Annotated in this window: 28 protein-coding genes; 17 read left to right on the top strand and 11 right to left on the bottom strand. The window is 73.9% G+C overall.

Translation table 11 applies throughout. The features are described 5' to 3' along the window. Nucleotides 1–779 (bottom strand): cobalt-precorrin-6A reductase (locus ACFV2S_RS26755; protein ID WP_385564027.1); only part of this gene is annotated, 779 nt, incomplete at its 3' end. 12 nt (nt 780–791) lie between these two features. On the opposite strand from ACFV2S_RS26755, the gene ACFV2S_RS26750 reads away from it, so the two are divergent. From ACFV2S_RS26750 to ACFV2S_RS26740, 3 genes are all read left to right on the top strand, one after another. Beyond that, entirely contained in the window at nt 792–1,916 is a 1,125-nt protein-coding gene (locus ACFV2S_RS26750; protein ID WP_383799318.1) for a cobalt-precorrin-5B (C(1))-methyltransferase, read from the top strand. A gap of 35 nt (nt 1,917–1,951) precedes the next feature. Beyond that, nucleotides 1,952–2,515: a GNAT family N-acetyltransferase gene (locus ACFV2S_RS26745; RefSeq protein WP_385564023.1), complete on the top strand. Its 564-nt coding sequence runs from the start codon at nt 1,952–1,954 to the stop codon at nt 2,513–2,515. 177 nt (nt 2,516–2,692) lie between these two features. After that, nucleotides 2,693–2,767, top strand: a complete 75-nt coding sequence (locus ACFV2S_RS26740; protein ID WP_099895366.1) for a 50S ribosomal protein bL37 — start codon at nt 2,693–2,695, stop codon at nt 2,765–2,767. Nucleotides 2,768–2,791: 24 nt separating this feature from the next. Here ACFV2S_RS26740 and cobM read toward each other — a convergent pair whose 3' ends face one another. The 3 genes from cobM to ACFV2S_RS26725 are packed head-to-tail and all read right to left on the bottom strand — an operon-like array spanning nt 2,792 to nt 4,949. Beyond that, nucleotides 2,792–3,541 (bottom strand): precorrin-4 C(11)-methyltransferase, encoded by a 750-nt coding sequence (cobM, locus tag ACFV2S_RS26735; protein WP_383799327.1) that lies wholly within the window; start codon nt 3,539–3,541, stop codon nt 2,792–2,794. Continuing rightward, on the bottom strand, nt 3,538–4,773 hold the full coding sequence (gene cbiE / locus ACFV2S_RS26730; RefSeq protein WP_385564020.1) for a precorrin-6y C5,15-methyltransferase (decarboxylating) subunit CbiE: 1,236 nt from the start codon (nt 4,771–4,773) through the stop codon (nt 3,538–3,540). Before cbiE ends, cobM begins: the two co-directional genes overlap by 4 nt. Before the next feature lie 32 nt (nt 4,774–4,805). Further along, nucleotides 4,806–4,949 (bottom strand): DUF6126 family protein, encoded by a 144-nt coding sequence (locus tag ACFV2S_RS26725; RefSeq protein ID WP_383799333.1) that lies wholly within the window; start codon nt 4,947–4,949, stop codon nt 4,806–4,808. 162 nt (nt 4,950–5,111) lie between these two features. On the opposite strand from ACFV2S_RS26725, the gene ACFV2S_RS26720 reads away from it, so the two are divergent. The 4 genes from ACFV2S_RS26720 to ACFV2S_RS26705 are packed head-to-tail and all read left to right on the top strand — an operon-like array spanning nt 5,112 to nt 7,714. Further along, a complete protein-coding gene (locus ACFV2S_RS26720) occupies nt 5,112–6,191 on the top strand; it encodes an LLM class flavin-dependent oxidoreductase (protein ID WP_385564087.1) in 1,080 nt (359 codons plus the stop codon). A 4-nt stretch (nt 6,192–6,195) separates the two neighbouring features. Beyond that, nucleotides 6,196–6,819: an FMN reductase gene (locus ACFV2S_RS26715; RefSeq protein ID WP_385564017.1), complete on the top strand. Its 624-nt coding sequence runs from the start codon at nt 6,196–6,198 to the stop codon at nt 6,817–6,819. A gap of 54 nt (nt 6,820–6,873) precedes the next feature. Continuing rightward, nucleotides 6,874–7,332 carry a universal stress protein gene (locus ACFV2S_RS26710; protein WP_385564014.1) on the top strand — a complete coding sequence of 153 codons (459 nt, stop codon included), beginning with the start codon at nt 6,874–6,876 and terminating at the stop codon, nt 7,330–7,332. Nucleotides 7,333–7,339: 7 nt separating this feature from the next. Next, a complete protein-coding gene (locus tag ACFV2S_RS26705; protein ID WP_385564011.1) occupies nt 7,340–7,714 on the top strand; it encodes a VOC family protein in 375 nt (124 codons plus the stop codon). Between the two features lie 133 nt (nt 7,715–7,847). On the opposite strand, the gene ACFV2S_RS26700 is transcribed toward ACFV2S_RS26705, so the two are convergent. From ACFV2S_RS26700 to ACFV2S_RS26685, 4 genes are all read right to left on the bottom strand, one after another. Next, on the bottom strand, nt 7,848–8,252 hold the full coding sequence (locus tag ACFV2S_RS26700; RefSeq protein ID WP_385564008.1) for a hypothetical protein: 405 nt from the start codon (nt 8,250–8,252) through the stop codon (nt 7,848–7,850). 85 nt (nt 8,253–8,337) lie between these two features. Then, nucleotides 8,338–8,745: a RidA family protein gene (locus ACFV2S_RS26695; RefSeq protein ID WP_385564005.1), complete on the bottom strand. Its 408-nt coding sequence runs from the start codon at nt 8,743–8,745 to the stop codon at nt 8,338–8,340. A gap of 68 nt (nt 8,746–8,813) precedes the next feature. Further along, nucleotides 8,814–9,287: an RrF2 family transcriptional regulator gene (locus ACFV2S_RS26690; protein WP_383795306.1), complete on the bottom strand. Its 474-nt coding sequence runs from the start codon at nt 9,285–9,287 to the stop codon at nt 8,814–8,816. Between the two features lie 39 nt (nt 9,288–9,326). Next, the gene (locus ACFV2S_RS26685) at nt 9,327–10,682 is read right to left on the bottom strand and encodes a PLP-dependent aminotransferase family protein (RefSeq protein WP_385564002.1); all 1,356 of its coding nucleotides are present in this window, start codon (nt 10,680–10,682) and stop codon (nt 9,327–9,329) included. A gap of 79 nt (nt 10,683–10,761) precedes the next feature. Here ACFV2S_RS26685 and ACFV2S_RS26680 point away from each other — a divergent pair, with 79 nt between their 5' ends. The 8 genes from ACFV2S_RS26680 to ACFV2S_RS26645 all read left to right on the top strand — a co-directional run bounded on the left by ACFV2S_RS26680 (nt 10,762) and on the right by ACFV2S_RS26645 (nt 18,781). After that, nucleotides 10,762–11,559: an alpha/beta fold hydrolase gene (locus tag ACFV2S_RS26680; protein ID WP_385563999.1), complete on the top strand. Its 798-nt coding sequence runs from the start codon at nt 10,762–10,764 to the stop codon at nt 11,557–11,559. Between the two features lie 37 nt (nt 11,560–11,596). Next, nucleotides 11,597–12,025: a hypothetical protein gene (locus ACFV2S_RS26675; RefSeq protein WP_385563996.1), complete on the top strand. Its 429-nt coding sequence runs from the start codon at nt 11,597–11,599 to the stop codon at nt 12,023–12,025. 11 nt (nt 12,026–12,036) lie between these two features. Next, nucleotides 12,037–12,468 carry a hypothetical protein gene (locus tag ACFV2S_RS26670; RefSeq protein WP_385563993.1) on the top strand — a complete coding sequence of 144 codons (432 nt, stop codon included), beginning with the start codon at nt 12,037–12,039 and terminating at the stop codon, nt 12,466–12,468. Nucleotides 12,469–12,473: 5 nt separating this feature from the next. Next, nucleotides 12,474–13,430 carry an endonuclease/exonuclease/phosphatase family protein gene (locus tag ACFV2S_RS26665; protein ID WP_385563990.1) on the top strand — a complete coding sequence of 319 codons (957 nt, stop codon included), beginning with the start codon at nt 12,474–12,476 and terminating at the stop codon, nt 13,428–13,430. An 18-nt stretch (nt 13,431–13,448) separates the two neighbouring features. Beyond that, nucleotides 13,449–13,691 carry a DUF2630 family protein gene (locus tag ACFV2S_RS26660; RefSeq protein ID WP_385563987.1) on the top strand — a complete coding sequence of 81 codons (243 nt, stop codon included), beginning with the start codon at nt 13,449–13,451 and terminating at the stop codon, nt 13,689–13,691. 309 nt (nt 13,692–14,000) lie between these two features. Further along, a complete protein-coding gene (locus ACFV2S_RS26655; RefSeq protein ID WP_385563984.1) occupies nt 14,001–15,953 on the top strand; it encodes an FUSC family protein in 1,953 nt (650 codons plus the stop codon). Nucleotides 15,954–16,255: 302 nt separating this feature from the next. After that, entirely contained in the window at nt 16,256–17,731 is a 1,476-nt protein-coding gene (locus ACFV2S_RS26650) for an APC family permease (protein WP_385563981.1), read from the top strand. A gap of 60 nt (nt 17,732–17,791) precedes the next feature. Next, nucleotides 17,792–18,781, top strand: coding sequence for a hypothetical protein (locus tag ACFV2S_RS26645; protein ID WP_385563978.1), 990 nt, complete (start codon nt 17,792–17,794; stop codon nt 18,779–18,781). Nucleotides 18,782–18,811: 30 nt separating this feature from the next. Here ACFV2S_RS26645 and ACFV2S_RS26640 read toward each other — a convergent pair whose 3' ends face one another. Continuing rightward, nucleotides 18,812–20,875, bottom strand: coding sequence for a PhoX family protein (locus ACFV2S_RS26640; RefSeq protein WP_385563975.1), 2,064 nt, complete (start codon nt 20,873–20,875; stop codon nt 18,812–18,814). Nucleotides 20,876–21,133: 258 nt separating this feature from the next. On the opposite strand from ACFV2S_RS26640, the gene ACFV2S_RS26635 reads away from it, so the two are divergent. After that, the gene (locus ACFV2S_RS26635) at nt 21,134–22,960 is read left to right on the top strand and encodes a VWA domain-containing protein (RefSeq protein WP_385563972.1); all 1,827 of its coding nucleotides are present in this window, start codon (nt 21,134–21,136) and stop codon (nt 22,958–22,960) included. Here the strand turns inward: ACFV2S_RS26635 and ACFV2S_RS26630 are convergent. Together ACFV2S_RS26630 and ACFV2S_RS26625 are read right to left on the bottom strand one after the other, a co-directional pair. Continuing rightward, a complete protein-coding gene (locus tag ACFV2S_RS26630; RefSeq protein WP_385563969.1) occupies nt 22,957–24,042 on the bottom strand; it encodes a sensor histidine kinase in 1,086 nt (361 codons plus the stop codon). The two genes, ACFV2S_RS26635 and ACFV2S_RS26630, sit on opposite strands and share 4 nt — an antisense overlap. After that, on the bottom strand, nt 24,039–24,695 hold the full coding sequence (locus ACFV2S_RS26625; RefSeq protein WP_385563966.1) for a response regulator transcription factor: 657 nt from the start codon (nt 24,693–24,695) through the stop codon (nt 24,039–24,041). The genes ACFV2S_RS26630 and ACFV2S_RS26625 overlap by 4 nt, the downstream gene beginning before the upstream one ends. A 70-nt stretch (nt 24,696–24,765) precedes the next feature. Here ACFV2S_RS26625 and metG point away from each other — a divergent pair, with 70 nt between their 5' ends. Continuing rightward, nucleotides 24,766–26,373, top strand: a complete 1,608-nt coding sequence (metG, locus tag ACFV2S_RS26620; protein ID WP_385563963.1) for a methionine--tRNA ligase — start codon at nt 24,766–24,768, stop codon at nt 26,371–26,373. Nucleotides 26,374–26,487: the final 114 nt, after the last annotated feature.

Raw genomic sequence — 26,487 nt, 5'->3', positions numbered from 1 at the left:
CGAGACGCACCCCCGCCTGCACGGGCCCCTGCACCCCCAGCGCGGCACCCCCCCGGCCGCCTCCCCCCCCCGGCGGCGGCCACCTCCGGGGAGGCCGCCGTCGTCACGCCCTCCGGGACCGGAGGCCGGCGGACCACCACCACCGGCAGGCCCGCCTCGCGGGCCGCGGTCAGCTTCGGGGCCGTCGCCGCACCGCCGCTGTCCTTCGTCACCACCACGTCGACGCGGTGGCGACGCAGCAGCTCACGCTCGCCGTCCAGGGTGAAGGGACCCCGGTCCAGGAGCAGTTCGGTGCGGGCGGGCACGGCGGTGTCCGGGGCGTCCACCGAGCGCACCAGGAACCACTGCGGGCAGGCCGCGAACGCCGCCAGGCCCATCCGGCCCGTCGTCAGGAACACCCGGTCGCCCAGCCCCTCCAGCGTCCGGGCCGCCTCCTCCAGGGACGCCACCGACCGCCAGTCGTCGCCCTCCACCGGGACCCAGCCGGGACGCCGCAGCGCCAGCAGGGGAACATGGGCGGTGGCGGCCGCCCGGGCCGCGTTGAAGCTGATCCGCTCGGCGAAGGGATGGGTGGCGTCGATGACCGCGTCCACGGCATGCCCCGCCATCCACTCCACGAGGCCGTCGGCGCCCCCGAACCCGCCGATCCGGACCTCCCCGGCCGGCAGCCGCGGGCTCGCCACCCGCCCCGCGAGGGAGCTGGTGACCCGCACCTCCCCGTGCAGCAGCCCGGCGAGGGCGCGGGCCTCGGTGGTCCCGCCGAGAATGAGTACGTGCACAGGAGCCTCTTCATGACTTCAGGCGGCGGGCGTGAGGCCCAACTCAAGCACACCGGCCTCCGCCCGGGCTGGACCACCGGTGCCTGCGCGACGGCGGCCACCACCGCCGCGTACACCGCGCTGCTGACCGGCGACTTCCCCGACCCGGTGACGGTCACCCTCCCGAAGGGCCAGACGCCGTCCTTCGCGCTGACCGCCGAGTCCCTGTCGGGCGGCTCCGCCATGGCCGCCGTGGTCAAGGACGCCGGGGACGACCCGGACGTCACCCACGGAGCCGTGATCCGCTCGACGGTACGGCTCCTGCCGCCCGGCTCCGGCGTCGTCTTCCGCGCGGGCGAGGGCGTCGGCACGGTCACCCTCCCGGGGCTCCCCCTCGACGTCGGCGAGCCGGCGATCAACCCCGTCCCCCGGCAGCTCATGCGCGCGCACGTGGCGGAGGTCGCCGCCCGGCACGGGGGGAGCGGCGACGTCGAGGTCACCGTCTCCATCGACAACGGCGCCGAGATCGCCCGCTCCACCTGGAACCCCCGCATCGGCATCCTGGGCGGCCTGTCGGTCCTCGGCACGACCGGCGTCGTCGTCCCGTACTCCTGCTCCGCCTGGATCGACTCCATCCGCCGGGGCGTCGACGTGGCCCGCGCGGGCGGCCTCACCCACGTGGCGGGCTGCACGGGTTCGACGTCGGAGCGCACGGTCGGGGAGATCTACGACCTCCCGGAGATCGCCCTCCTCGACATGGGCGACTTCGCGGGCGCCGTCCTCAAGTACATCCGCCGCCACCCCGTCGACCGGCTCACGATCTGCGGCGGCTTCGCCAAGCTGTCCAAGCTGGCCGCCGGGCACCTGGACCTCCACTCGGCCCGCTCCCAGGTCGACAAGGCCTTCCTCGCGGACCTGGCCCGCGCGGGCGGCGCCCCGGAGACCCTCGCGGCCGAGATCGCGGCCGCGAACACGGGCCTCGCCGCCCTCCGCCTCTGCGAGGCCGCCGCGGTGCCCCTGGGCGACCTGGTCGCCGCCCGCGCCCGCGACGAGGCCCTGGCGGTCCTGCGGGGCGCCCCGGTCGCGGTGGACATCGTCTGCATCGACCGCGCGGGCACGGTCGTGGGCCGCTCGTCGGTGGCGGGGCCGAAAACCTGACGACAGCGGGGCGACCGCCCGCCGAGAATCCCGGGATGACCGACTTCTCGCACAAGCCCACCCTCACCGGCGACCTGGTGGTCCTGCGGCCCGTCACCGCCGCGGACGTGCCCGCGCTGCTGCCGCTGTTCGAGGACCCGGAGGTCATGCGGCTGACCGGGAGCCACACGTGCTTCGACGAGGCGGCGCTCGTCACCTGGTACGGCTCGCGGGGCGCACGGGACGACCGGCTCGACCTCGCCGTCGTCGAGCGGGCCACCGGCCGGGTCGTCGGCGAGGCCGTCCTCCTCGAGTGGGACCCCGGCAACGAGAGCTGCGCCTTCCGGATCGCCTTCGTCCCGGACGCGGTCGGCCGGGGCCTGGGCACGGAGGCGACCCGGCTGATCGTCGGCCACGGCTTCGAGGCGCTCGGCCTGTACCGGATCTGGCTGGAGGTGTACGCCTTCAACCCGCGTGCCCGCCGTGCCTACGAGAAGGCCGGCTTCCGCGCCGAGGGCGTCCTGCGGGGCGCGCTGCTGTGGGAGGGGGAGCGGGTGGACGCGACGGTGATGTCGGTGCTGGCGCCGGAGTGGTCCGGGACGGCCGCCGTCAGACCTTGACGACGACGATCCGGTCGGGGAATGGAATTCGTCCAGCTCGGCGCGGCCGGCGGCCGGCTCCTCCTCCGTCACCGGGCCCCGTACCGAGGTTCCGGAACGTCCGAACCGGATGCGCGTCCCCCCTCCCGTGCCTAGGCTCGACCCCGCAGGAGTCCCCTACGAGAAGGAGGAGTTCCCATGGCGAAGCGCGGCAACAAGAAGCGGGCCCGCAAGAAGAAGAAGGCGAACCACGGCAAGCGGCCCAACGCCTGAGGCGCCGGGCCGCGGACGGGACCGTCAGCAGGTGTGGCGGTCCCGGGCCGGGTCGTACAGGTGGCTGTCGCGGAACTCCGACGCCGCCAGCGTGCGGCCCACGAGGATGACGGCCGTCTTGGTGATCCCGGCCGCCCTCACCTGGTCCGCGATGTCCTCCAGGGTCCCCCGCAGCACCACCTCGTCCGGCCGGCTCGCCATCGCGACGACCGCGGCCGGGCAGTCCGCGCCGTAGTGCGGGACCAGTTCGGAGACGATCCGGTCGACGTACCGCGCCCCCAGGTGGAGGACGAGCAGGGCGCCGCTGCGGCCGAGGGTCGCGAGGTCCTCGCCCTCCGGCATCGGGGTGGCCTGCTGGGCGATGCGGGTGAGGATCACCGTCTGGCCGACCGTCGGGACCGTCAGCTCCCGCTTGAGCGCCGCCGCGGCCGCGGCGAACGCCGGGACGCCCGGCACGACCTCGTACGGGATGCCGGCCGCGTCCAGGCGCCGCATCTGCTCCGCCACCGCGCTGAAGACCGACGGGTCGCCGGAGTGCAGCCGGGCCACGTCCTGGCCGGCGGCGTGGGCGGCGGAGATCTCGGCGACGATCTGGTCCAGGTCCATCTTCGCCGTGTCGACGAGCTTCGCGTCCGGCGGGCACTCGGCGAGGAGTTCCGTGGGGACGAGCGAGCCGGCGTAGAGGCAGACCCCGCACCGCGCGAGGGTCCGCGCGCCGCGCACGGTGATGAGGTCGGCCGCGCCGGGGCCCGCGCCGATGAAGTAGACGGTCATTCCTCTGTACAACCCTTCGTTACGGACCATTGCGTGACGGGCATGGCCTGGCGCCAGCCGGTGAAGCCGCCCACGGGCACGGCGGTGGAGACGGCGAGCCGGACCAGTTCGCCGCCGTGGCGGCGGTAGCGGTCGGCGAGCAGGGCCTCGGATTCCAGCGTCACGGTGTTGGCGACGAGCCGGCCGCCGGGCGGCAGGGCGTCCCAGCAGGTGTCGAGCAGTCCGGGGGCGGTGAGGCCGCCGCCGATGAAGACCGCGTCGGGGGCGGGCAGGCCGGTGAGGGCGGCGGGCGCGGGGCCGGTGACGACCTCCAGGCCGGGGACGCCCAGGGCGTCGGCGTTGCGGGCGATGCGGGCGGCCCGCTCCGGGGACCTCTCGACCGCGATCGCCCGGCAGGAGCGGTGGGTCCGCATCCATTCGACGCCGATGGAGCCGGAGCCGCCGCCGACGTCCCAGAGGAGCTCGCCGGGGGCGGGTGCGAGCGCGGCGAGGGTCGCGGCGCGCACGTGCCGCTTGGTGAGCTGGCCGTCGTGCTCGTACGCCTCGTCGGGGAGTCCGGGCGCGACGCCGAGCCGGAGGGTGCCGGGGTCGCGCGCGCAGTCCAGGGCGAGGACGTTCAGCGGATCGGTGCGGTCGTGGGGCCAGCCGGCGGCGGTCCCGTCGAGGAGCCGCTCGGCGGGCCCGCCGAGCTGTTCGAGGACGCGGATCCGGGTGCCGCCCCAGCCGGTCGCGCGCAGCAGCTCCGCGACCCGCGCGGCGGTGCCGGCGCCCTCGCTGAGGACGAGGAGGCGGCGGCCGTCGTGCAGGGCGGCGGAGAGCGCGGCGAGCGGCCGGGCGACGAGGGAGACGGTCTCGACGGCTTCCAGGGGCCAGCCGAGGCGGGCGCAGGCGTACGAGACGGAGGAGGGGTGCGGGTGGACGCGGAGCCGGTCGGCGCCGACGGTCTCCGCCAGGGTCCGCGCGATGCCGTAGAAGCTCGGGTCGCCGCTGGCGAGGACGGCGATCGCACGGCCCTCGTGGGCGGCGAGCAGTCCGGGGACGGCGGGGCGGAGGGGCGAGGGCCAGGTGATCCGCTCGCCCGCGCAGTCGGCGGCGGGGAGGAGGGCCAGCTGGCGGGGGCCGCCGACGAGGACCCCGGCTGCGCGCAGGACACGGCGGGAGCTCTCGGGGAGCCCGTCCCAGCCGTCCGCGCCGATCCCGACGACCGACACCACCGATATCGCAGCGTTCACGTCCGGGACTCTACGTGAGGCCTGGTCGGGCCCTACTTCTGGGCGTTCTGGCCGACGAGGAAGAGGAGCCAGACGAAGCCGGCGAAGGCGTGGGTGGCGAAGACGTACACGAAGACGCGGAGCATCACGCCCCGCTCCTTCCACCGCTCGCTGTCGAACGCCGCCCGCTCGGTCATGCGGTCCAGGGTACGGGCCGGACGGGGAGGGGAGGCGCGCCGGACGGGGAGGGTGCGCGCCGGCCCGGGAGGGGGACGTGCCGGAATAGGGAGGGGGGTCGCGCCGTTGGAGCGGATAGTTTAAGCTTCAACCACTAACCAGGAACGCGAGAGGTGAGCACGATGCAGTTCGGGATCTTCACCGTCGGCGACGTGACGACCGACCCCACCACCGGCCGCACCCCCACCGAGCACCAGCGCATCAAGGACACCGTCGCCATCGCGCTCAAGGCCGAGGAGGTCGGGCTCGACGTCTTCGCGACCGGCGAGCACCACAACCCGCCGTTCGTGCCGTCCTCCCCGACGACCCTCCTCGGGCACATAGCCGCCCGCACGGAGAACCTGATCCTCTCCACCTCGACCACCCTGATCACCACCAACGACCCGGTGAAGATCGCCGAGGACTACGCCACCCTCCAGCACCTCGCCGACGGCCGCGTGGACCTGATGATGGGCCGCGGCAACACCGGCCCGGTCTACCCGTGGTTCGGCCAGGACATCCGCCAGGGCATCCCGCTCGCCATCGAGAACTACGCGCTCCTCCACAAACTGTGGAGGGAGGACGTCGTCGACTGGGAGGGCAAGTTCCGCACCGCCCTCCAGGGCTTCACCTCCACCCCGCGCCCGCTCGACGACGTCCCGCCGTTCGTCTGGCACGGCTCCATCCGCTCCCCCGAGATCGCCGAACAGGCCGCCTACTACGGCGACGGCTTCTTCGCGAACCACATCTTCTGGCCCAAGCAGCACACCGAGAAGATGGTCCGGCTCTACCGGCAGCGGTACGCCCACTACGGCCACGGCACCCCCGAGCAGGCGATCGTCGGCCTCGGCGGCCAGGTCTTCCTGCGCAAGAACTCGCAGGACGCGGTACGGGAGTTCCGCCCGTACTTCGACAACGCGCCGGTCTACGGCCACGGCCCCTCCCTGGAGGAGTTCAGCCGCGAGACCCCGCTGACCGTCGGCTCCCCGCAGGAGGTCATCGAACGCACCCTGTCCTTCCGCGAGTACGTCGGCGACTACCAGCGCCAGCTCTTCCTGGTCGACCACGCCGGACTGCCCCTCAAGACGGTCCTGGAGCAGCTCGACATCCTCGGCGAGGAGGTCGTCCCGGTCCTGCGCAAGGAGTTCGCGAACCTGCGCCCCGCCGGCGTGCCGGAGACCGCCCCGCTCCACCCCGCCGTCCTCGCGTCCCAGGAGGTCTGACGCCATGCAGACGCTGAAGATCGTCGCCGTCTCCGCCGGACTGAGCGCGCCCTCGTCCACCCGGCTGCTCGCCGACCGGCTGCTCCAGGCGGCCCGGTACCGGCTGGCCGAGCAGGAGTACGCCGTCGACGTCCAGGTCGTCGAACTGCGCGACCTGGCCGTCGACATCGCGAAGAACTTCGTCACGGGCTTCCCGTCGGCCGCGCTCCAGGAGGCGATCGACACGGTGACGGGCGCCGACGGCGTCATCGCCGTCACCCCCGTCTTCACCGCCTCCTACAGCGGTCTGTTCAAGTCCTTCTTCGACCTGATCGACCCGGCCGCGCTGACCGGCACCCCGGTCCTGATCGGCGCGACCGGCGGCACCGCCCGCCACTCGCTCGTCCTCGACCACGCCCTGCGGCCGCTCTTCGCCTACCTGCGGGCCCTCGTCGTCCCCACCGCGGTCTACGCGGCCTCGGAGGACTGGGGCTCGGGCGGCGACGAGTACACCGACGGGCTGCCGGCCCGGATCACCCGCGCGGGCCAGGAGTTCGCGGACACGGTCGCGGCGCGGCCCGCCCGCCGGGCCGACGAGGAGGAGATCGTCCCCTTCGAGAAGCAGTTGGCCGATCTGCGCCTCGATTGAACCTTTTGTTACGTTGGTCGGGACGCGGTTCCGACAGCGAAACGGAGGTCGGCGATGGCCGGCGGCAGGATCGTGGTGGGCGTGGACGGATCGGCACCCTCCCTGAGGGCGCTGAAGTGGGCGGCCGCGCAGGCCGCCCTCGCCGGGGACTCGCTCCAGGCGGTGATCAGCTGGGAGTACCCGGCGTCCTGGGCGACGCTGATGCCGGGCGTCCCGCCGGAGTTCGACCCCGAACGGCTCGCCAAGCAGATCCTGGACGAGTCGCTCGCCGAGGCCCTCACCGCGCGGGAGGCCGCCGCCGTCACCCGCACGGTGGTCGGCGGCAACGCCCCGCAGGCCCTCATCGACGCGGCGGAGGGCGCGGACCTGCTGGTCGTCGGCGACCGCGGCTACAGCGGCTTCAAGGCGGCGGTGCTCGGCTCGGTCTCCTCCCACGTCACCCAGCACGCGCCGTGCCCGGTGGTCGTCGTGCGGGGCACGACGGGGAGCGACGGACCGGCTCCCGGCGCATGATGCCCCCATGGACATCAAGCTCGAACTGATCGGCGTGCCCGTCACCGACATCGACCGGGCCAAGGCCTTCTACGAGAAGGTCGGCTTCCACGCCGACCACGACATCACCGTCAGCGAGGAGATCCGCTTCGTCCAGCTCACGCCGCCCGGCTCCGCCTGCTCGATCGCCCTGGGCAAGGGCATCACGGAGATGACGCCGGGCTCGCTGGACAACATGCAGGTGGTCGTCACCGACATCGAGGCGGCGCACGCGGAGCTGCGGTCCCGCGGGATCGAGGTCACGGAGATCGACGACCAGCCGTGGGGCTCCTTCGTCTACTTCCAGGACCCGGACGGCAACCGGTGGTCGGTCCAGCAGACGACTCCCCGCGAACGGCGCTGACGCGCAAGTTGCGGCCCCGCCGCCCATGTGGGCGCCCCGCCCGTTGCCCCGTGTGGGCAATCGTCCCGCTGCGCCCCTTGCGGAACGCCTGCCCACAACGGAGCGGCGGGGCGGGGCGCAGCCCGCGGTTCGCTCACCACGGGGCCGGGTGGCCGGCGCCGTCCTCGTGTGTGTAGAAGAGATAGAACGCGGCGACCCCCGACACCGCCCCGCTCATCAGCCCCAACCCGCTCGACGAGAGGATGCTCGCCCCGGCGAGGCTGTACAGGAAGCCGACCGCGATCCCCACCAGCGCGCCCCACGCCGCCCCACGCGCCTCGCGCGGGAGGACGTGGCCGTAGTGCCGGAGGGACCAGATCGCGACGGCGAGGACGACGGCCGAGATGATGCCGAGCCAGAGCTGCCCCAGGGTCGTGGGACCGCCCTGGCGGGCGTTGGTCGCCGCGTAGAGGCCGTACAGAACACCGATCGTGACCGGGGTTCCCCAGCCGTTCAAGCTGATCCGGCGCCCGGTGGGCGCCGCTGCGTGTGCGGCCATGGCAGGAGCTCCTCGTCTCTCGCCCCCCTGGTTGCCGGTCCCGCACCCTCCAGGGCACACCCGTGCCCGGCGCCCCGCAAGTGGATCAGGCGGCGGGCCGTGCGGCGACGGCGTCGATCTCGAAGAGCATGCCCGGCAGGGCGAGCGCCGCGACGCCGCTGAGGGTCTGCGCGGGCAGCCGCGCGCCGAAGTGGGCGTGCAGGGCCTTGCCGAGGACCTCCAGCTTGGCGAGGTCGTGGTCGACGACGTACGTGCCGAGGCGGACGACGTGTTCGAGGCCGAGGCCGACGCCTTCGAGGGCGTGCCGCAGGTGGGTGAGGGAGAGCTCGACCTGGGCGGCGAAGTCGCCGGGGACGGGCGCGCCGGAGGCGTCGGAGGCGTACTGGCCGCCGATGAAGACGAGCTCGCCGGGGGCGGAGACGGCGTGGCTGTACCCGAAGGGGGTGGGGTCGTGGAGCGTGGCGGGGTTGGTGATGACGCGCTGGTCGGTCATGGGGACGTTCCTTCCGATGCGTGCACGGGGGCCACTCAATGGGGACATGAGATGTCTGGAATCACCGTTCAGGCGCCGGTGAACCAGCTCCGCAGCCGGTCCGGCGCCGCCGGTGCCTGGAGTTCCGCCCGCTGCCGGACGTCGTCCAGGGTCTGGGCCGCGAGTTCGCGCCGCCAGGCCAGCTCGGCCCGGCCCATGGCGCCGGCGACGGCGCACTCGGCGGCGTGGGCGCGGGAGGGTCCCGCGCCGGGTCCCTGCTGCCGGATCTCGGCGCAGCGGAACGCCTCCTCGGGGCCCTCGATCGCGGTGACGACGTCCATGAGGGTGATCCGGTCCAGGCCGCGCGCCAGGCGGAAGCCGCCCTTGGGGCCGGAGACGGAGGTGACGATCCCGGCCCGCGCGAGCGCCTGGAGCTGCTTGTTCAGGTAGGCCGCGGGCAGGTCGTGGTAGGCGGCGAGGCGGGCGGCGGTGACCGCCCGCTCCGGTCCGATCCAGGCCAGGTTCAGGCAGCTGTGCAGCGCCCACTCCACACCCTCGCTCATCTTCATGATCCTGGACGTTACATGTCCAGGATTATGGGATCAAGGGCTTTCTTCGGCCGTCCCCCACGGCCCGGCGTCCGCCACCGCCGCCAGCCGGGCCAGCGCCTCGTCGAGCACCGCGTGCGGCGGCGACGCGAGGCCCAGCCTGATGGCGTCGGGGGCCGCGCCGGAGCCCACCGCGAAGGCGCTGCCCGGGGTGACCGCCACGCCCGCGCGTGCGGCGGCGGCCGCCGTGAACGTCTCCGCGCGCCAGGGCGCGGGCAGCTCCCACCAGCAGTAGTACGCGTGCGGCGCGGTCCGCAGCGCGTGTCCGGCGAGCCGGCGCGCGAGCAGCGCGTGCCGGGCCCCGGTGTCCGCCCGCTTGGCGGCCACGGCCTCGGCGACCGTGCCGTCGCCGGTCCAGCGGGTGGCGGCGGCGAGCGCGAGCCCGCCGGCGGTCCAGGCGCCGGAGCGCAGGGCGTCGGCCACCGCCGTGCGGAACCTCCCCGGCGTCACGAGGTAGCCGACGGTCAGGCCGGGCGCGAGCCGCTTGGAGAGGCTGTCGACCAGCAGGACCCGCTCGGGCGCGTGCGCGGCGAGCGGCGCGGGCGCGTCGGGCAGGAGGAAGGCCCAGGTGGTGTCCTCGACGGCGGTCAGGTCCAGGCGGCGGAGCAGCTCGGCGAGTTCGGCCCGGCGCCCCTCCCCGGTGGTCGTGGAGAGCGGGTTGTGCAGGGTGGGCTGGAGGTAGACGGCGGCGAGCGGCGCGGCCCGGTGGGCGGCCGCGAGCGCCTCGGGCCGTACGCCTTCCGCGTCGAGGGCGAGCGGGACGAGCCGGATGCCGAGGCGTTCCGCGACCGCTTTGACCAGCGGGTACGTGAGCGCTTCGACGCCGAGCCGGCCGCCGGGCGGCACGAGGGCGGACAGCGCGGCGGCGATGGCCTGGCGGCCGTTCCCCGCGAAGAGGACGGCTTCGGGGTCGGGCGCCCAGCCGGGCCGGGCCAGGACCGCCACGGCCGCCTCCCGGGCCTCGGCCGTGCCGGTCGCGGCGGCCGGGCGGGAGACGGCCTCGGCGAGCACGTCGGGCCGGGCCAGTGCCGCGAGCGCGCGGGCCATCAGCTCCGGCTGGCCGTCGGCCGACGGGTAGTTGAGCTGGAGGTCGACGGGCGCGGCGCCGGTCGCCTCGGCGAGCGCGGGCCCGGGCAGTGGCGGTGCGGCCCGGACGAAGGTGCCGCGCCCGACCTCGCCGACGACCAGGCCGCGGCGGGCCAGCTCCCCGTACACCCGGATCGCCGTCGAGTTCGCGATCCCGTGGCGGCGGGCGAAGACCCGCTGCGGCGGCAGCCGGTCGCCGGGCCGCAGCCGACCGTCCCGTACGGCCGCCTCGACCCGGTCCGCGATCCTGCGGTACTCGTCCACCGGAGACCTCCCCCACTCCATTGCACCGAGAGCAAAGATCTTATTGCACCGAGCAGTTGCGGCTGCCTAGCCTGCCGTCATGCGCTTCACCGACACCCTCGCCACCCGCGTCTGCTTCGAGGACCGGGGCAGCGGCCCCGCGCTCCTCCTCGTCCACGGTCACCCCTTCGACCACACCATGTGGCAGCCGCAGATCGACCGCTTCTCGCTCACGCACCGGGTGATCGCCCCCGACCTGCGCGGCTACGGCATCACCCCGCTCGGCGCGACGACCGGGAGCACCGGCCTCGGCGACTTCGCCGAGGACCTCGTCGGCCTCCTCGACGCACTCGGCGTCGAGGAGTGCGTCCTCGCCGGACTCTCCATGGGCGGGCAGATCGCCATGGAGCTCGTCCGCCGCCACCCCGAGCGGGTCCGGGGCCTCGTCCTCGCCGACACCTTCCCCGCCGCCGAGACCGACGAGGGCAGGACCGCGCGGAACGCCATGGCCGACCGGCTGCTCGACGAGGGCATGCGGGGGTACGCCGACGAGGTCCTGGACCGGATGGTCGCCCCGTACAACGCGCACGCCGCGCCGCACGTCCACCGCATGATGTGCGCCACCGACCCGGTCGCCGCGGCCGCCGCCCTGCGCGGCCGGGCCGAGCGCCCCGACTACCGCGCGACGCTCGCCGCCCTCGCCGTCCCCGCGCTCGTCGTCGTCGGCCGGGACGACACGTACACCCCGGTCGCGGACGCGGAGGAGATGCACGCCCTGATCCCCCGCTCGACGCTCACCGTGATCGACCGGGCCGCGCACCTGCCCAACCTGGAGCGGCCCGAGGAGTTCGACGCGGCCCTCGACGCCTTCCTTCGCTCACTCGTTCGGCCCAGCTGAAAGTTCGGAAACGTACGAACGCTCCGACGATGGGGCCATGAGCCAGAACAGCGCACCTCCCAGGCCGAACAGCTCCGCGGGCGCATGGGCCGCGGGTGGCACCCTCTTCGCCGGCGTCCTCATGCTGGTCACCGGCTTCATGGACGTCTTCCAGGGCATCGCCGGCATCGCCGAGGACGACATCTACACCCGCGTCGGCGACTACGTCTTCAAGTTCAACCTCACCACCTGGGGCTGGATCCACCTGATCCTCGGCATCGTCGTCGCCATCGCCGGTTTCGGGATCCTCAGGGGCGCCGAGTGGGGACGGATCGCCGGCATCTCCCTGGCCTCCCTCAACGTCCTCTTCCAGTTCCTCTTCCTGCCCTACCAGCCGTGGTGGGCGCTCTTCTCCATGGCCGTCTCGATCTTCGTGATCTGGGCACTGGCCACGGACGAGGCGTACGGCCCGGGCGAGAAGTACTGAGGCGCGGCCGGATGAGACGCCGTACGACGGGGATCGCGCTCGCCACCACCACCCTGCTCCTCGCCCTCACCGGATGCGACGCCGCCGGAGACAAGGCCGGAGACATCGTCTCCTCCGCCACGGCGGCCGTCGCCTCGGCCGCCGAGGAGAAGATGAACGAGGTCAAGGACGGGGTGAACGCCGGCGCCGACGTGAGCGCCGGCCCCACCAGCGCCGACGGGGACCGCACGGTCGCCACGATCACCGCGACCAACCCCAAGGACAAGAACGCCGACTACACGATCATGGTCGACTTCCGTGACGGGGACGGCAATCTGCTCGACGCCGTCGTCCTGAACATCGACGGGGTCGAACCGGGCAAGTCCAAGACCGGTACGGCACGCAGCAACCGGACCCTCTCGGGCACACCGAAGGCGGAGATCGCACAGGCCCTGCGACACTGAGGCCCGTGGACGAACCGCACACCCCCCGGCCCGGGCGCCGCCTCGGCGCCTGGGCCGCGGGGCTGCTCCTGGCCGTGTCCGCGGTCGTCACCGGCTGCCGCCTCCTCGACACGGACGCGATCACACCCGTCCCGCAGCTGCTCTCCTTCCTCCCCTGGCTCGCCGTCCTGCTCGCCGCGTACGCCCGCCGCCGCGCCCTCGCCCTCGCGGCCGTCGTCGTCCTCGCCGCCACCCTCTGGACCCTCCAGCCGTACGGACCGGACGCCACCACCGCGCGCGGACCGGTCACCGCCCGCGTCCGCGTCCTCTCCGCCAACGTCGAATTCGGCGGCGCGACCCAGGCGTTGATCGCCGCGATCCGACGCGAGCGCCCGCAGCTCGTGTACGTCTCCGAGTGCGACCGCGCGTGCGGGCGCGCCGTCACCGGCGCGTTCACCGCAGAACTCCCGCACCACGCCTCCGTCGACGCGGACGGGTCCCTCGGCTCCGTCCTCCTCAGCGCCGCCCCGCTGCGCGACGAGCACACCGTCCCCGCGGCCATGGGCATGCCGGGCGCCACGGCCGCGATCGGCGGGCGCGCCGTCCGCGTACAGCTCGCCCACCCGCTGCCGCCGCTGCCGGGCCGGGTGGACCTCTGGAAACGGGAGCTGGGCAGGATCCGGGACGTCGCCGCCCGGGACTCCGCCGGCCCCCTGATCCTCGCCGGGGACTTCAACGCCTCCCAGGACCACGCGGCCTTCCGCGCCGTCCTCGACGCGGGCCGGCTCCACGACGCCGCCCGCCTGGACGGGGCCGCCCGCACCCCCACGTGGCCCGCGGAAGGACCCCTCCCCCCGTACGTCCAGATCGACCACGTCCTGGTCAGCGACGACTTCACCGTCCGGGACGTCCGCCTCCTCCACCTCGCCGGCACCGACCACCGGGCCGTCCTCGCCGATCTCGACCTGCACACCGGGCGCTGATCCGCCACGCTGGAGGGCATGGACAACGAGGAGATCCTGGACGACATCGGCGCCCTCGTCGAGGAGGAACGCGCCCTGCGGGAGCGCGCGGGCACCGGCGGCCTCCAGCCCGAGGAGCGCACCCGCCTCGCCGACCTCGAAGTACGCCTCGACCAGTGCTGGGACCTGCTGCGGCAGCGACGGGCGAAGGCGGAGTTCGGGGAGGACCCGGACGACGCCACCCTCCGCCCACCCTCCGAGGTCGAGTCCTACCGCAACTGACCCCGCCCCGTTGTGGGCAATCGTTCCGCAGGGCGGAACGGGTGGGCACAACGGAACGGCGCCCCGTGCCGGGCCTAGGCTCATGCGCCCTGACCCGCACCGACAGGTGCGCCGCCCCGGTGGTGCGGGTCCAGGCACAAAACGCGGAGGCGCCGCGAGAAGGCGCCGTCCCGTGTGCCCACCCGTCCCTCCCCCAAGGACTTCGTCCAGGGGGGACCCCCAAGCGGGACGATTGCCCACACGGGCGTGGGCGAAGGCCCACACGGGCGCGGGCGTCGCCGGGGCCACCCCGCGTCGTACGTTGGGCGCATGGCACGTCCCGCAGGACCCGTCCGGATCACCCCGCCCGCCTGGCTGACCGCAGGTCTCAGGCCCGCCCCCACCCCCATCCCCTGGGCCGCCGTCGTCCGCGCCTCCGTCGCCCTCTCCGTGCCCCTCGCCGTCGGGCTCGCCGCCGACCGGCCCGCGTACGGCGCGCTCGTCTCCATGGGCGCGCTCTCCGGCGTCATCGGCGACACGGCCGACGCGTACCGGATGCGGGTCTACAACATCGCCGTGCCGCAGCTGTTCGGCGCGATCGGCGTCACCCTCGGGACCCTCGTCTTCGGGCAGGGCTGGATCGCGGTCGCCGCGCTCACCCTCGTCGCCCTGGTCTCCGGGATGATCTCCTCGATCGGCGCGGTCGCCTCCGTCTCGGGCCTGCTCCTGCTGCTCAACGCGGTCGTCGGCGCCGGCCTCCCCATGCCCGACCCCTGGTGGAAGGCGCCCGCGCTCCTCACCCTCGGCGGCCTGTTCGTCCTCGCCCTCACCCTCCTCGGCTGGCCGATGCGCCGCGCCGCCCCCGAACGGGAGGCCGTCGCGGCGACCTACCGGACCGTCGCCGAGCTGTACGAGGCCACCGGGACCGGCGCGTACGACGAGAAGCGGCAGGCCGTCACCGCCTCCCTCAACCAGTCGTACGACCTGGTCCTGGCCCGCCGCGCCCGCCAGCACGGCCGCGCCCCCGCTTTGGTCCGGGTCCTCGCCCAGCTGAACGTCGTCATCCCGCTCGTCGAGGCCGCGCCCGCCGCCCACCTGCGGGCCCGGCTCGTCGGCCCGCTGTCCCCGGCGATCCCCGCGGCCGTGCGGGACCTCGCGGACGCCGTCGCCCAGGGCCGCACCGGCGGTCCCGAGCCGGAGCTGCCGGTGCCCGAACGGCCCGCCGAGAAGGCCGTGGACCACGCCCTGCGGCACGCGGCGGCCGTCGTCCACGCGTCCGACCCCGACCCGTACAACGTCGACGACCGGCTCGGCCGCCCCGCCGCGCTCCGCGTCCGCGTCCGCCGCGCCACCCGTGCCGTCCTGTTCTCCGAGGCGTCCTGGCGGTACGGCCTGCGGCTCGCGCTCTGCATCGGCCTGGCCCAGGCCCTGGTCTCGCTGATCGCCGTACCCCGCTCGTACTGGGTCGCGCTCACCGTCACGTTCGTCATGAAGCCCGACTTCGGCTCGGTGTTCTCCCGGGCCGTGCTCCGCGCCGCCGGCACCGCCGCCGGGCTCGTCCTCGCCGCGCTCGTCCTCTCCCAGGTGCCGCGCGGCTGGTGGGACGTGCCGGTGATGGTCGTCCTCGCGGCCCTGATCCCCGCCTTCTCCGCGAAGGGGTACGCCTTCCAGACCGCGGCCATCACCCCGGTGATCCTGCTGCTCTCCGACACCCTCAACCACCAGGGCTTCGACCTCGTCCTGCCCCGCCTGTACGACTCGCTCATCGGCTGCGCGATCGCCCTGGTCGCCGGCTATCTGCTCTGGCCCGAGTCCTGGCACGCCCGGATCGGGGACAGACTGGCGGACGCGGTCGCCGACACCGCCGCCTACGTGGAGCGGGCGTTCGGCGCCCGGGAGGACCACAGTGGCCGGCTGCGCGCCCGCCGCACGCTCTACCGGGACCTGTCGACGGTCCGCTCCGAGTTCCAGCGCGCCCTGACCGAACCGCCGCCGACCGGCACCCGGGCCGCCGCCTGGTGGCCGCTCGTCGTCGCCGTCGAGCGGATCGTGGACGCGACGACCGCGGCCCGGATCCGGGTCGACCACGGCGCGCCCGCGCCCGAGCAGGCGGAGGTGGACGCCGTGCGGCGCGAGTTGCGGGAGCTCGCGGCCGGTCTGCGGGCCAGCGAGACGCTCGTGGAAGTGCGCGCGGAGCTCCCCGGCGACGAGAGCGGAGTCCTGGAGCCGCTCCGTCAGGAGGTCGCCGCGGCCCGCGCCATCGCCGGTCCCGACCTGCGGTAAACCTCCCTCCGGGGGCGTACGGGAGGACTTACCGGCGGTCACGGAACGGAACCTTCCCCACCGCCGTTACCGGAAGCCACCCGGGCGACTACGATGCGCTCGATTCACCGTGATCCGTGCCCGCCGCCGTCGGCAACCGGCCCGGCGGACGCGCCACTTCGCCCTGCCCCCGGACCCGCCCCGACCCCACCCCCGATCGCACCCCATCACCACCGCACCGCCGCATCACCACCGCACCGCCGCATCACCACCGCACCGCCGCCGCACCGCCCCTCAGCCCCCCGCGCCCCCGAGGACCCGCCATGCGCACCACCACGAACAGAGGGCTCCAGCCCAACGTCCTCGGCACCTTCGACACGATCGTGATGGCCGTCGCCGGCAGCGCACCCGCCTATTCGCTGGCCGCGACCACCGCCGTCCTCTTCGGCGCGGTCGGTCTCGCCGGGCCCGCCGCCCTGCTCTACTGCGCGATACCGATGCTCGGGATCGTCCTCGCGTACGCCCGTCTCGGCCGCATCGACGTCAACGCCGGTGCCGGATACTCCTGGGTGGGCCGCACCCTCCACCCCTTCCTCGGCTTCCTCTCCGGCTGGGCGCTCGTCTTCGCCGCCACCGTGTTCATGGTGGCCGGTTCGCTGCCCGCCGGCTCCCTCACGCTCTCCCTGATCGACCCGGAACTCGCCACGCACACCCCGCTCGCGGCGGCCGTCGGCGCGGGCTGGTTCCTGATGATGCTGCTCGTCGTCCTGGGCGGCGCCCGGCTCACCGTACGGGCGCAACTCGTGATGTCCGGCGTCGAGATGCTCATCCTGCTCGGCTTCGTCCTGGCCGCCGTCGCGCACCGGGGCCGGGCCACCGCCTTCGACTGGTCCTGGTTCGCGCTCGACCGCTTCGACGGGCCCGAGGGCTTCGCCGCCGGGGCGCTGATCGCCGCGTTCTACTACTGGGGCTGGGACGTCACCAGCAACCTCAGCGAGGAGACCCGGAACAGCCGCCGCACCGCGGGCCTCGCCGCGCTCGTCGGCGTCGGCTTCGTCTTCCTCCTCTTCGAGGCCTTCACCGTCGCCGTCAACGTCCTGCTGAGCGCCGAGGAGATCCGCGCCGCGGGCCCCAACGTCCTCGCCGTCCTCGGCCAGGAGATCTGGCCCGGCGTCGGCGGCAAACTGCTCGTCGTGGCCGTCGTCCTGTCCACCGTCGCCACCCTGGAGACCACCCTCCTCCAGGTCACCCGCTCGCTCTTCGCGATGGGCCGCGACCGGACCCTGCCCGCCGCGCTCGGCCTCGTGCACCGCCGCTGGAACACCCCGTGGGTCGCGATCGCCACCGTCGGCGCCGCCGCCCTCCTCATGTTCTGCGCGGCCGCGGCCGCGGGATCCGTGCAGCAGCTGCTCAGCGACGCCGTGTCCGCGATCGGCCTCCAGATCGCGTTCTACTACGGCCTCGCGGGCATCGCCGCCGTCGTCGCGTACAAGGCGGTCCTGTTCCGCTCCGTGCGGAACCTGCTCCTCGGCGGCCTCTGGCCGCTGCTCGGCTCCGCGTTCATGCTCTGGGCCTTCGTCGAGTCGCTCAGCGTCCTCTCCACCACCGCCGTCACCATCGGCCTCGGCGGACTGCTCCTCGGCGTGATCCCGCTGGTCGTGTACTGGCGCAGGGGCAGCGACTACTACCGCCCGGCCCGCCTGGACGCCGTCCGCGCGCTCGCGGCGGCGGAGGGCTCGGCCCCGGCCACGCACCCGCGTACGGGAACCCGCGACAAGAGCTACGCAACGGATTTCTGACGCACCCTCTCTTCTCCACCGAGCGACTTCTGACGGCAGCCGAACCCGAAGGAGGCCCCCATGGCCGTACGCCGCCGCTCCGTGCGCCCGGCGCGTCCGGAGCGCTTCGCACCCGACTTCGACCCGGACTTCGGGGACCGGGCGCTGACCGAGGCGCGCCACGACATCGTCATCGGCCGCTGGCAGGGCGTACGGGACCTGCTCGCCGCCACCGGTACGGACTGGGCGCGCCGCACCCACCGGCTGCGGCTCCTGTCGCACGCCGCCGCCGGCAGCTCCACGGTCGAGACCTGGAGGGCCGCCGAGCCCGGCAACCCCGACGCCGCCGTGCTGCGGGCCGCGACCGAGGTCGTACGGGTCTTCGACGCGGCCATCGCGGCCGGCCGGGGCGCCACCCTCGAACGGGGCCGGATCGACTCCGCCGTCGACGCCTGCCGGGGCGCGGCCGAGGCGGCGCCGGCCGACCCGATGCCGTGGGTGTCGCTGCTGTCGGTGGCGCGGCTGTACGACGGCGGGGTGCCGCGCCGCGAACTGCGGCACTGGTTCGACGAGCTGCGGCGCCGCGACCCGTACAACACCGAGGGGCACATCCAGGTGCTGCGCTACTGGTCGGCGCGGTGGCACGGCACGCACGGCAGCATGTACGACTTCGCGCGCGACGCGGCGGGCGTGGCACCGCCCGGCTCCCCGCTGCCGGTCCTGGTGCAGGTGGCGCGGGTCGAGGAGTACCGGTACATCGCGGACGGGGCGCTCGGCCGGGGCCCGGTGCGCGGCTTCGACCAGCACTGGAAGCACGAGCTCGCGGTGACGGAGCTGCGCCGCACGCACGCGCGCTGGATCGGCGGGCGGGACCCGGGACTCCCGGTGGCGCCGGAAGAGGTCGGCGACCTCAACTTCCTCGCGCACGCCGCCTGTTACGCGGGCCAGGTGGAGCTCGCCCGGGAGCTGATGGGGATGCTCGGCACCCGGGCGGCCTGGGTGCCGTGGGCGTACACGGGCGACCCGGAGGAGCAGTTCACGCGGTTCCGGGAGGGCCTGGGAGTGGAGTGACCCCGCTCCCAGGCCCCGCCGTCGTCGGGATCAGACGCCGATGTCGCCGCCGTCCGTGCGCCACACGGCGACGACCGACGGGCGGACGATCTTCCCGGGGCCGTCCGGCCAGGTGGACGCGGGCTTCTCGACGGAGGCGCCGTCGATCTCGCCCGGGTGCTGCACGGCGACCAGTACGCGGCGGTCCTGGACGAGCGGGCCGCAGGTCTCGGCACCGGTCGGCACCGTCAGGAACTGCTTGAGCTCACCGCGCCGCTCGCCGCGGGTGGCGACGCCGAACAGGCCGTCGTGCGAGCCGAGCTGGTTGCCGTCGGTGGAGATCCACAGGTTGCCGTGCGGGTCGAAGGCGACGTTGTCCGGGCAGGAGATCGGGGAGACCTTCTCCTTCGGGAAGCCGGCGAAGTACGTGGCCGGGTCGTTCGGGTCGCCGGCGACGAGGAACAGGCGCCAGGCGAAGCCGTCGGCCGACGGGTCGTCCCAGTGCTCGGCGAGCTCCAGGATCTGCCCGTGCTTGTTGAGGTTGCGCGGGTTGGCCTCGTCGGCGGGCGCCTTGCCGGCCTTGCCGCGGTCGCTGTTGTTGGTGAGCGCGACGTAGACCCGGCCGCTGCGCGGGGACGGCTCGACGTCCTCGGGCCGGTCCATCTTGGTGGCGCCGACCTTGTCACCGGCGAGGCGGGTGAAGACGTACACCTCCTCGGCGGTCATGCCGGGGACGTGCGAGACGGCGCCGTCGGGGCCGGCCGTGGCGAGCGGGATCCACACGCCGGAGCCGTCGAACTCACCGTCGTTCGGGAGCTTGCCGGTGCCGTCGATCTCGGCGGCGGGCGAGTCGCCGGTCAGCTTGGCGACGTACAGGGTGCCCTCGTCGAGGAGCGTCAGGTTGTGCTCGTGGGCGGCCCGCGAGTGCCCCTTCTTCATCCGCTTGCTCGACACGAACTTGTAGAAGTAGTCGAACCGCTCGTCGTCCCCCATGTAGACGGCCGGACGGCCGTCCTCGGTGAGGCGGGGCTGCGCGGCCTCGTGCTTGAAGCGGCCGAGCGCGGTGCGCTTGCGGGGCGTCGACTCCGGGTCGTACGGGTCGAGCTCGACGACCCAGCCGAAGCGGTGCACCTCGTTGGGCTCCTGCTTGAGGTCGAAGCGCTTGTCGAAGCGCTCCCACTTCCGCTCGGTGGCCCCGGTGCCGACGCCGTACCGCTTGTCGGTGGCGCTGGAGCCGTTGGCGAAGTACTGGTTGAAGTTCTCCTCGCCGTGGAGGGTCGTGCCCCACGGGGTGGTGCCGCCGGCGCAGTTGTTCAGCGTGCCGAGGACCTTGCGGCCCGTCGGGTCGGCAGAGGTCTTCAGCAGGGCGCTGCCGGCGGCCGGGCCGGTGACCCGGAACTCGCTGGTGGTGTGCAGACGGCGGTTGAGACGGTGGCGGGTGACGGGCGTGAGCCGGCCCGTACGGTGCTCCTCCTGGACCACGACGACGGAGAGGCCGTGCGCGGCCCAGGCGACCTCGACCTGCTCGCGGGTCGGGTTGGCGGCGTCGTACCCGCGGAACATGAGGACTTCGTCGGTGTACTCGTGGTTGGCGACGAGGACCTGGCGGTCGTGCTCCTCGCGCAGCGGCAGCAGCGAGAGGAAGTCGTTGTTGTAGCCGAACTGACCGGCCTGCGCCTTCGCGGTCTGGTTCTCGGAGTCGAAGGCGGGCGCGCCGCGGAGGATGGGCTCGCCCCAGCGGATGACCACGTTCTGGCCGTATCCGGCGGGGACGGTGACGCGGTCGTCGTTGTTGGGCGCGACGGGCGCGAAACGGAGGCCGCGGGCGCCGTCGGCGGGCTGCGGCTTGTGCCGGTGGTCCGGCTGCGCCTGGGCGACGGGGGCGTTGCCGAGGACGACGGCACCACCGGCGGCGGAGGCGACCGTCACGACGGCGGCGGCGCGGAGGGCGGAACGGCGGGAGAGGACACCGGCTATGACGTCGCCGACGTACTCGTTGTCGCTGGTGTTGGGCACCTCGTGGAAGCAGGCGTCACCACACCGGTACCGGCAGGTGAGAGCGGAACGGCCGCCTCCGTGGGGGTTCGTGCTCAGCAGCGGCAGCAGTTTGCGCACTTCGTCCTCCTCCGGCGCACGACTGCGCCGACATGGTGTCGGATTCCTTCGGCGGCGACGCTATGTGCGCACATCTGCACAGGGACGGCGCCGGAATGAACGCCGCATGAATGCACGGCAACCGGGGGCGACCGGGTCACCGGAGGGGGAGGGGGTGGCCGCTAACCTTACGTGTCCGCCCTGGCCAGGGATGAACGTCCCGAAACGCCCAGTACGGACATTCACACCGCACCCCCACTCATGCGAAAGGGTTCGCCCATGGGTATTCGGAGCATGCTGCGCAAGGTGTTCGGCCGGGACCGCGAGGAAACCCCGGCAACCTCCGTCCCGCCCCAGACGCGTGAGAACCAGGAGACGACGACCACCGCCCCGGAGGCGTCGGAGCCCGGGGACGCGACGGAGGTCCCGGTGGCGTCCGAGACCGGGGACGCGACGGAGACCCCGGTGGCCCCGGCCACGTCGTCCACGCCCTCCACGCCGGAGGCGGCGGCGCGCCGCACGGCGGACGACCTGGTGGCGGCGGCCTTCGACAACCCCCAGATCCCGAAGGCCCGAACGGCGGAGACTTCCGCCGAGCCGGCGGCTGCGACCCAGGAGCCTGCGGCGACCGAGGCGGAGCCGGCGGCTGCGGCCCCCGAGGCGGAGACGGCACCGCCCGCCGAGGCGACGGCTCCCGAGCCGGAGACCACGGCTCCCGCCGATACGACGACGGCGCCCGAGCCGGAGGCGGCAGTGGCCGTCGAGACGGCGGCCGTCGCCGTCGAGGAGCCTGCGGCTCCCGGCGAGACTGCCGAGCCCGGCTCGACGACGGACGCGGAGGCAGCGGCCCCCGCCGCCGAGGAGTCGGCCGACGCCGACGCGACCGCCGTCGAGCCGGAGGTGACGCCGGAGGACGCGGCCCCCGCCGAGGAATCCGCGGCGGCCGAGGCCGAGGTGGCGCCCGAGCCGGAGGCGGCGGCCCCCGCCGTCGAGGCGGAGCCGGAGAGCGCGGCGTCCGCCGAGGAGCCGGTCGCCCCGGCGGAGCCGGAGACGGTCGCCGCGGACGCGCCGCAGGCCGAGGCCAGCGCCCCCGAGCCGGAAACGGCCGTCGCCGACACCCCGACCCCGGCGGAGCCGGAAGCGGCCCTCGTCGCGGACGACACGGCCCCGGCCGAGCCCGAGGCGGACGCCGCCGACGAGCCGCAGGCCGAGACCACCACCCCGGCGGAGCCGGAGACGGCCGTCGCCACGCACGACACGCCCCCGGCGGAGCCGCAGGCCGAGGTGGCCGAGGAGCCGCAGGCCGAGGCCATCGCCCCGGCCGAGCCGGTCGCCGTCGCGGCACCGGAGGCCACCGAGGACACGGCCACCGCGACCGGCACGAGCGACACGACCGACGCCCCCGCCGACGAGGCCCCCGCCGACGACGCCCCGGCCACCGGCACCCCCGCTCTCCCCCTCGCCGCCGTCAGGGCCGCCGCCCCGCACCTCGCGGACGCGTACAAGGCCGCCGGGGCGCAGCTCAAGAAGCAGCAGCTCACGGGGGCGCGGGCCGCCGTGTACCTCGTGGTGGACCGGTCCGGCTCGATGCGCGGGTACTTCAAGGACGGCTCCGTGCAGCGGCTCGCCGAGCAGGTCACGGCGCTGGCGGCGCACCTGGACGAGACGGCCACCGTCACGACCGTGTTCTTCTCGACGGACATCGACGGCACCGTCGACCTGACCCCGGCCGACCTCACCCCCACCCGCGTGGAGGAGATCAACGGCACCCTGGGCCGCCTGGGCCGCACCAACTACCACCGCGCGGTGGAGGAGGTCCTGGCCCACCACGAGAAGAACGACCCGGCCCGCCCGGCGCTCGTCGTGTTCCAGACGGACGGCGCCCCGGAGTCGAGGACGGCCGCCACGCAGGCGCTCGCCGAGGCCGCCGACCGCCCGCTGCACTGGCGGTTCGTGGCCTGGGGCGAGGAGGACAACAAGGCCTTCGACTACCTGCGGAAGCTCGACGGCACCCCCCGTACGGCGACGTACTTCGCGGGCGTGACGCCCGTGGAGACGGCGCACACGGCGTTCTACCGGGGTCTGCTCTCCGGCCTGGAGTTCTAGCCGGCGGCGGGGGTGGCGGTGACCGGCAGGGTCACCGTCACCACCAGCCCGCCGCCCTCCTCCGCCCCCCGCGCCACGGCCCGCACCGCGCCGCCGTGCGCGCCGGCGATGGACCGCACGAGGGAGAGCCCGAGCCCCGCGCCGGGCCCCGTCCGGTCGCGCCCCTCCCCGCGCCGGAAGGGTTCGAAGAGCCCGTCGACGTCGCCGTCCGGGACGACGGGCCCGGTGTTGACGACGGTGAGGACCCCGGGCGCGTCGACCCGTACGCGGACCTCGCCGCCCGGCACGTTGTACGCGACCGCGTTCGCGACGAGATTCCGCACGAGCTGGGCGAGCAGCACCCGGCTGCCCCGTACGACACCGCCGTCGCCGGCCACGCACGCGCCCGCGTACTCCTCCTCGACGACGTCCCCGAGCCGTACGTCCTCCCGCGCGTCGAGCCCGCGCTCGCTGCGCGCGAGGAGCAGCAGCCCGTCGATGAGGCGCTCGCTGCGCCGGTTGGCGTCGAGGAGCACCTGCCGGACCTCGCAGTCCTCGTCGAGCCCGATCTGGATCGCGGCGCGCTGGGTGGCGAGCGGGGTGCGCAGCTCGTGGGAGGCGTTCGCGATGAAGCGGCGCTGGCTGTCGAAGGCGGTCTCCAGGCGTCCGAGCAGCGTGTCGATGGTGTCGCCGAGTTCCTTGAGCTCGTCGTCGGGCCCGCGCACGTCGAGCCTCTCGTCGAGCCCGGAGAGCCGCCGGGCGCGGGCGGTCATCTCGTGGACGGGCCGCAGGATGCGCCCCGCGGTCCACCACCCCACCACGACCGCGCCGCACGCGATGACGAGCAGGGAGAGGGAGGACCACATGAGCATCTGCTCGCCGGCGGCCCGGCTGACGTCGTCGCCGATCCGGTACGCCTCGATGACGGCGCCGTCGTCGGCGCGGGCCACGATCGCGTCCGCGTCGGCGTTCGTCCCGGCTCTGACCAGCAGGTTCACCACGATCAGCAGGACGGCGCCGAGGACCAGGAAGACGCCTCCGTAGACGAGGGCGATGCGGGTGCGGATGGCGGACCCGGCGCCGAGGACCGGCTCGTCGCTCACAGCTGGTACCCGACGCCCTGGACGGTCCGGATGAGCGGGGGCTCGCCCAGCTTCCCCCGCAGCTTGCTCATGCAGACGCGCACGGCCCCGGTGAAGGGGTCGGCGTGGGCGTCCCAGGCGCGTTCGAGGAGCTCCTCGGCGGAGACGGCGGCGCCGTCGGCCTCCAGGAGGAGCTGGAGGACGGAGAACTCCTTGGGGGAGAGGTCGAGGTCCCGCCCGTCGCGGGCGGCGGTGCGCCGGACGGTGTCCATGACGAGGCCGTCGCGCGCGAGGAGGGGCGGCAGGGCGGGGCGGGCGGAGCGCCGCCGGAGGGCGCGGACGCGGGAGACGAGCTCGGGGAAGTCGAAGGGCTTGCCGAGGTAGTCGTCGGCGCCGAGGTCGAGGCCCTGGACGCGGTCCTCGACGGCGGCGGAGGCGGTGAGCATGAGGATCCGGGTGGGGGATCCGGCGGCGACGACCCGGCGGGCGACGTCGTCGCCGTGGACGCGGGGCAGGTCGCGGTCGAGGACGAGGACGTCGTACGCGTCCAGGGCGAGCCGCTCCAGGGCGTCGTCGCCCGCGTGGACGGTGTCGACGGCGAAGCCGGCGCGGCGGAGGCCGGTGGCGAGGAGCGCGGCGAGGTCCCGCTCGTCCTCGGCTACGAGTACACGCATGCCGTTCATCATCCACACCCCCCGGTTATCGATGTGAGTGGATCTTCGTGGGGCCGTTAGGATTTCGACCATGGCGGCCACTGGATCCGAGAAGCAGGGGGCGAAGGCGTTCTACGTCACGACCCCCATCTACTACGTCAACGACGCTCCTCACCTGGGCCACGCCTACACGACCGTCGCAGGCGACGTGCTCACGCGCTGGCACCGTCAGCGCGGCGAGAAGGTGTGGTACCTCACCGGCACGGACGAGCACGGTCAGAAGATCATGCGCACGGCCGAGGCGAACGACGTCACGCCCCAGGCCTGGTGCGACAAGCTCGTCGAGGAGGCGTGGAAGCCCCTCTGGGAGCACCTGAACATCGCGAACGACGACTTCATCCGCACCACGCAGAAGCGTCACACCGACCGCGTGCAGGAGTTCGTGCAGGACCTGTACGACAAGGGCGAGATCTACAAGGGCGGGTACGAAGGCCCGTACTGCGTGGGCTGTGAGGAGTTCAAGCTCCCCGGCGACCTCATCGAGGCCGAGGACGGCACGAAGCTGTGCCCGATCCACAAGAAGCCGGTGGAGATCCTCAAGGAGGAGAACTACTTCTTCAAGCTGAGCGAGTACGGCCCGAAGCTGCTGGAGTTCTACGAGGCGAACCCGGGCTTCATCCAGCCGGAGTCGGCGCGCAACGAGGTCGTGAACTTCGTCAAGCAGGGCCTGCAGGACCTGTCGATCTCGCGCTCGACGTTCGACTGGGGCATCCCGGTGCCGTGGGACGACAAGCACGTCATCTACGTGTGGGTCGACGCGCTCCTGAACTACGCGACGGCCGTCGGCTACAACGAGAACCCGGCGAAGTTCGAGGAGACCTTCCCGGCGAACACGCACCTGGTCGGCAAGGACATCCTGCGCTTCCACGCGGTGATCTGGCCGGCGATGCTGATGGCGCAGGGTCTGCCGGTGCCGGGCCGGGTCGCGGCCAACGGCTGGCTGATGGTCGGCGGCGAGAAGATGTCGAAGTCGAACCTGACGGGCATCAAGCCGCAGGACCTGACCTCGCACTTCGGTGTCGACGCGTACCGCTGGTACTTCCTGCGGGCGATCGCGTTCGGTTCGGACGGCTCGTTCTCGTGGGAGGACTTCACCGCCCGCTACACGTCGGAGCTGGCGAACGACTACGGCAACCTGGCGTCCCGGGTCGCCGCGATGGTCGGCAAGTACTTCGGCGGCGAACTGCCGGCGTCGGCGGCCGACGGCGACGCGGAGAAGGCGATCCACGAGGGTCTGGCGAAGGCGGTCGAGACCGCCGACGCGAAGATCGGCGAGGAGCTCGACTTCCAGGGCGGCATCCTGGCGATCTTCGACTTCGTGAAGCAGGTCAACGGCTACATCACGGAGCAGGAGCCCTGGAAGGTCGCGAAGGACGACTCGCCGGAGGGCAAGGCCCGCCTGGCGACGATCCTCTACACGGCCGCCGAGTCCCTCCGCGCCGTCGCCGTCCTCCTGAACCCGATCATGCCGGAGACCTCGCAGGCGCTCTGGGAGTCCCTCGGCGCCGAGGCGTCCCTGGGTGCCCTGCCCGAGCAGCCGGTGCAGACCTCCGCGACGTGGGGTCAGCTGCCGGCGGGCGCGACGGTGACGAAGGGCGCGGTGCTGTTCCCGCGCCTGGAGGACCCGAAGAAGGACTGACGTACCGAAGAAGGCCGCCGTCCCCCTGCTCCGGGGGCCCGCGGCGGGCGCGGCACCCCGCCCCCCGGGCCCCCGGGGGGGCGGGGGGGGGCGCGGGGGGGGGCCCGTGTGGGA

This window comes from Streptomyces sp. NPDC059695 (genome assembly GCF_042733785.1).
Taxonomy (GTDB): domain Bacteria; phylum Actinomycetota; class Actinomycetes; order Streptomycetales; family Streptomycetaceae; genus Streptomyces.
This window is presented reverse-complemented; position numbering and strand designations above follow the sequence as displayed.